Source organism: Kytococcus sp. HMSC28H12 (genome assembly GCF_001816045.1).
GTDB lineage: Bacteria > Actinomycetota > Actinomycetes > Actinomycetales > Dermatophilaceae > Kytococcus > Kytococcus schroeteri.
Map to the genome: position 1 here is coordinate 2,441 of NZ_KV824532.1, position 4,640 is coordinate 7,080.

The 4,640-nt window shown below is 73.4% G+C and carries 6 protein-coding genes and 2 pseudogenes; 2 read left to right on the top strand and 6 right to left on the bottom strand.

Translation table 11 applies throughout. The features are described 5' to 3' along the window. Positions 1-557 (bottom strand): annotated as a pseudogene (locus HMPREF3099_RS12935) (SAM-dependent methyltransferase); the annotation flags it as partial. Next, positions 554-1,090, bottom strand: coding sequence for a DUF6328 family protein (locus tag HMPREF3099_RS12940; RefSeq protein ID WP_070705458.1), 537 nt, complete (start codon positions 1,088-1,090; stop codon positions 554-556). The pseudogene HMPREF3099_RS12935 and the gene HMPREF3099_RS12940, both read right to left, overlap by 4 nt. 195 nt (positions 1,091-1,285) lie before the next feature. On the opposite strand from HMPREF3099_RS12940, the gene HMPREF3099_RS07815 reads away from it, so the two are divergent. Both HMPREF3099_RS07815 and HMPREF3099_RS07820 read left to right on the top strand, forming a co-directional pair. Then, entirely contained in the window at positions 1,286-1,645 is a 360-nt protein-coding gene (locus HMPREF3099_RS07815; protein WP_070705463.1) for a nuclear transport factor 2 family protein, read from the top strand. Between the two features lie 202 nt (positions 1,646-1,847). After that, positions 1,848-2,260, top strand: a pseudogene (locus HMPREF3099_RS07820) (VOC family protein). A gap of 22 nt (positions 2,261-2,282) precedes the next feature. Here HMPREF3099_RS07820 and HMPREF3099_RS07825 read toward each other — a convergent pair. The 4 genes from HMPREF3099_RS07825 to HMPREF3099_RS07840 form a co-directional block, all read right to left on the bottom strand. After that, positions 2,283-2,963: a DsbA family oxidoreductase gene (locus HMPREF3099_RS07825; RefSeq protein ID WP_070705459.1), complete on the bottom strand. Its 681-nt coding sequence runs from the start codon at positions 2,961-2,963 to the stop codon at positions 2,283-2,285. Next, positions 2,960-3,139 (bottom strand): hypothetical protein, encoded by a 180-nt coding sequence (locus tag HMPREF3099_RS07830; RefSeq protein ID WP_070705460.1) that lies wholly within the window; start codon positions 3,137-3,139, stop codon positions 2,960-2,962. The genes HMPREF3099_RS07825 and HMPREF3099_RS07830 overlap by 4 nt, the downstream gene beginning before the upstream one ends. 70 nt (positions 3,140-3,209) lie before the next feature. Continuing rightward, a complete protein-coding gene (locus HMPREF3099_RS07835; protein ID WP_070705461.1) occupies positions 3,210-3,623 on the bottom strand; it encodes a VOC family protein in 414 nt (137 codons plus the stop codon). Between the two features lie 4 nt (positions 3,624-3,627). Next, on the bottom strand, positions 3,628-4,437 hold the full coding sequence (locus HMPREF3099_RS07840) for an inositol monophosphatase family protein (RefSeq protein WP_070705462.1): 810 nt from the start codon (positions 4,435-4,437) through the stop codon (positions 3,628-3,630). Between the last annotated feature and the right edge of the window lie 203 nt (positions 4,438-4,640).

The window sequence follows — 4,640 nt, forward strand, 5'->3', positions numbered from 1 at the left end:
CCGCGGTCGAGGCGGGGGCCGTTGAACACCCCGCCGTGGGCCACGAGCTGCAGGCCGGTGGTCTGCTCCTCGGCGGTGCGTGGGGTCGGGACCTCGGCCGGGCGTGCGCCCCGGGCGTGCAGGGCCCGGCACTTGCCGACGCCCCGCTGGGCCTGCACCTGCTCGAAGGCGCGCCCGAGCACGTCGTTCTGCCGCGGGGTCATGTGCTTGGAGCGCCCGGCGGCCACGAGCACCACGCCCGGGGCGGCGTGGGTGGCCACGGTGCGGGCGATGTCCTCCAGGGCGTCCAGCGAGGTGGGCAGGTCCAGCAGGACGAGCTCGGCTCCCTCCACGGCCTCGGCGAGGGTGTCGGTGGAGGGTCCGGCGTCGAGGCGGTCGCGGTAGGCGTTCACGGCGGGCCAGACCTCGCGGGCGGCGACGTCGAGGCCGGCATCGGCGTCCACCACGGCAACGCGTGCAGCGTCCGGGGCGAGGGCGGTGCCGTCGGCCAGCAGGAGGCGCGCCACGGCATCGAGGCCGGTGGGTGAGCAGAGAGAGGGGGAGTGGGGCGTGCTCACGGGGTGCTCCCGGGGTCGTCGGGGTGGTCGTGGTGCGCGGCCAGGTGTGGTGCGGGCCGGCGCAGGAGCACCGGCCAGGCCATCCACAGCAGGCCGGCGAGCGTGCCCACGAGCCCAGCGCCCAGCACGGCCGCGGTGGTGCCGACCACGAGGGCCAGGATGAGGGCGAACATCGAGACCACCGAGAGCCCCAGCGTCACCAGACCCACCCGCACCATGGTGTGGGAGACCTGCACGATGCGGGCCTTGAGCTGCCGCTGGAACAGGGCTCGGTGCACGGCCACGGGCGTCACCAGCAGCAGCACGGTGAGCACCGCCAGGCTCATGGCCAGCACGAACAGCAGTGTCTGCGGACCGGAGAGATCGGTGAACCGTGACTGGAACGGCAGGGTCAGCAGGAAGCCGGCCAGCACCTGGGTGCCGGTCTGCAGCACCCGGAGCTCCTGCAGGATCTCCGCGAGGTTGCGGTCCTCCTGGTCGGCCTCGGTCTCCTGCCGCAGGGCCCGGGAGGCGGCGGCGTCTCGAAGGGTCACGCCCTGAGTATGGGGCCTGACTGGTGGGCCGGGGCCGTGGGTCGTCGAGGGAGGGGTCTCGGTGGATGGAATGACATAATGTCGATTATCGGCGCCCGGTGTGTGGGCGGGATCGCGCCAGAAGGGGCTGCGAGGTCGCCCGGTGTGCGCTGGTGGTCGCTGCGGCCGTGCCGTCTCCCGGGCTACCGTCGCGCCATGGTCACCGACGCCGACATCGCCCACGTTCTCGACCTGGAACGTTCACTGCAGACTCCGGCTGTGCGTGCCGATGCGTGCCGTCTCGCCGAGCTGCTCGCTCCGGACTTCGTGGAGATCGGCGCCTCGGGCCGCCGGTGGAGCCGCGCCGCCGTCCTCGAGCTGCTCCTGAACGAACCTCAGGGCGATGACGTCGACCTCATCGATGTGTACGAGCTGGCGGCACGCGTTCTGGACGGTGGCGTGGTGCAGGTGTTCTGGGTCTCGGACCGCGGTGGCCGGCGGGCGCGGCGGATGTCGCTGTGGCAGCACGTCGACGGCGCATGGCGCACGACCTACCACCAGGGCACGCCGCTGTGACCCTCCCTGCCCCGCCGGCGTCCCGGACCAGGTCGTTTTGACATAACGTGAACCGCTGGGCAGGCCATGGTGTCGCTGCCAGCCCGACGGAATCACCCAACCTGCCGAACCGCTGCCCTACCCACCCCCTGCGGTGCGCTGAGAAGCACGTGGGCGGGTCAGGTCGTGGGGTGCCCAGCACCGCCGGCACTACCGTCGTGGCATGACGGCTCATCCGAGGCTCCTGCAGACCGTGCTCGACGCCACGGACGTCCGCGGCCTGGCCGAGTTCTACCGGCAACTCCTCGGCCTGACCTACCGGCCCGGTGACGAGCCGCCCGCTGACGGTTCCCCGGACGAGGCCGACTGGCTCGTCCTCGTGCACGGCGACGGTGGCCGCGCGCTGGCCTTCCAGCAGGTGGAGCACCTCACGCCAACCACCTGGCCCTCCCCGCCGTGCCGATGCAGCTGCACCTGGACACGACGGTCCCCGACCTCGAGAGCCTCGAGGCGGTGCGGGAACGGGCCGAGGGGCTGGGAGCCCGGCTCCTCCTGGACCGGAGCGACCACCAGGAGGAGCCCACCTACGTGTTCGCCGACCCGGCCTGCCACCCCTTCTGCGTCTTCGTGGCCTGACGGGACCTCGGCGCCGACGGCCTCAGCCCCCGGCGGCGCCCTCGTGATCGGCCCACGCCGTCGCCAGGGCGTGGCGGAAGGCCTCGGCCGGCTGGGCTCTCTGCACGGCGTACCGGCCGTCCAGCACGAAGAAGGGCACGCCCGTGATGCCGATCTGCCGCGCCATCTCCACGTCGGCGTCCACGTCCTCGGCGTGCGCACTAGAGCGCAGGGTCTCCAGCGCGCCATCGCGGTTCAGCCCCACCTCGGCGGCGAGGGCGGCCAGCACCTCGTGGTCGCCCACGTCCAGGCCATCGCTGAAGTAGGCCTTGAACAGCCGCAGCGCCATCGGGTGCCCCAGGCCGTGGGTGCTGGCGTGGTGGATGAGGCGGTGCGCCGTGCGGGTGCCGGTGGCCCGGGCCGAGTCGGTGTCGAAGATGAGCCCCTCGTCGGCGGCGCGTGCGGACACCATCCGGTTCATCTGGGCGGCCTGCTCCACCGAGACGCCTTTGTGCGCCGCCAGCATCTGGTTGAGTGGCTGGGTCCGGCCCTCCGGCAGCTCGGGCGCGAGCAGGTAGGAGTGGTAGCGCACCTCCACCGGGTGCTCGAACTGCTCGACGGCCCGGGCGAGCACCGTGTCGCCGATGTAGCAGAACGGGCACATGACGTCGCTCCAGATGTCGACGACGACGCGGTCGACGTGGGGCTCGGACGGGGTGGTCATCGGCACACGCCGTCAGCGTCGCACGTGCTGGCAGCGTCGTCACCCAGCACGATGAAGGAGGGCGCCACCGTCCCCTCGCTCCCCTGCTCGGCGGGCCGGGCGGTCTGCGTCGTGGTGACGGCGGGGCGGGTCGGCAGGCCGGCGTCGGGCGGCGTGGGCTGGGGCTCGGTGGTCATGCTTGCGCAACAGTCCGGGACGCGTCATCTGTTCCCGGCGGCGAGCGCGGCCCCGGGCGCTCAGTCCCCCTCACTCCCCCGCCACGACGAGCTGCCAGTTCACGCCGAACCGGTCGGCCGCCCAGCCGAACTGCCCGAAGCCGTAGTCCCCCACCGGCATGAACACCTGACCCCCGTCCGCGAGCGCGTCGAAGACCCGCTGGTGCTCGGCCGCATCGGAGAACTCCACCCAGAGCGACTGCGCCGGCGAGAAGTCCCACGCGTGCTGCACCGGGCTGTCGCTGCAGCGCACCCGCAGGTCGCCGATGCGGAACTCGGCGGTCATCACCGTGCCCTCGGCCTCGGCGCCGCCCGGCCCGTCGGCGCTCCAGAGCTGCTCGGAGAGCACCTCGGCCTCCCCGAAGACGTCGCAGTACAGGGCCATCGCCTCGGCGGCGCGCTGGCCGCGGCTGGGCTGGAAGGTCAGGAAGGGTTGTGCGTGCATGGGCTCATCCTGCCTGCGCGAGCAGGTCCACCACCTGCGCCGCGGCCGACGGCGGACCGGCCACCGACCACGTGTACCCACGCACCTCCACCTGGCGGGCCACGCCGCCGGCCCCCTCCACCAAGGCGCACCCCGGCATCCAGTCCCAGGCCGGCACGCTGTGGTGCAGCCACAGGTCCATCCGCCCGTCGGCCACGGCGGCCAGGTCCAGGGAGCCCGAACCGACCATGCGCAGCACCTTGGCCGGCTGCACCGCGGCGGCGAAAGGTTCGGCCACCTCGGGCACGCCGAACCAGCGCGTGTGCAGGTAGGTGGCCACAGCGCAGTCCTCCAGAGGCCGGTCGGCGATGCGGGGCAGCTCCACCCCGTCGCGCGTGGTGGGCACCCCGGGTCCACCCACCCACGTGGTGCCTGATGCGGGGTGGTGTACCGCGCCCAGGGCCACCGAGCCGTCCCCGGGGCGGGCGTCGGCATCGGTGGTCAGCGCGAGCGCCGAGCACCACGCGTCGAGCCCCTGCACGAAGTTGAACGTGCCGTCCACGGGGTCGATCACCCACGTGCGCCCGGAGGTCCCGGCGCGCGCGGCCCCTTCCTCCCCCACGATGCCGTCGTCCGACCGCGCGGTGGCGAGGCGCGACGTGACGAGTTCCTCGGCGGCGTGGTCGGCCGCGGTCACCACGTCGCTGGAGGAGGTCTTGTGCCGCGCGTCGATGCCGTCGCCCCGCATCCGGGCGGCGAGCTGGCCGGCCTCGCGGACCAGGTCGGCGGCGAGTGCGGCGTCGTCGGTCCAGATGGTCCGGTCGCTGCTGTCCATGGGAGCGACCCTAGGCCGTGGTGGCGCCGCCCCTACCAGCCGAGGACCTCCCGGCACCGCGCCACGGTGCTGGGCACGTGGCCCGCTGCCTCGATGCGGTGCACGGCGGGCCGGGCGGCGATGAGGCCGTCCACCGACGCCACCATCCGGGCCATGGTCGGTGCGTCCGGCACGTCGGCGTCCTGGGGATGTGCGGGCTCGGG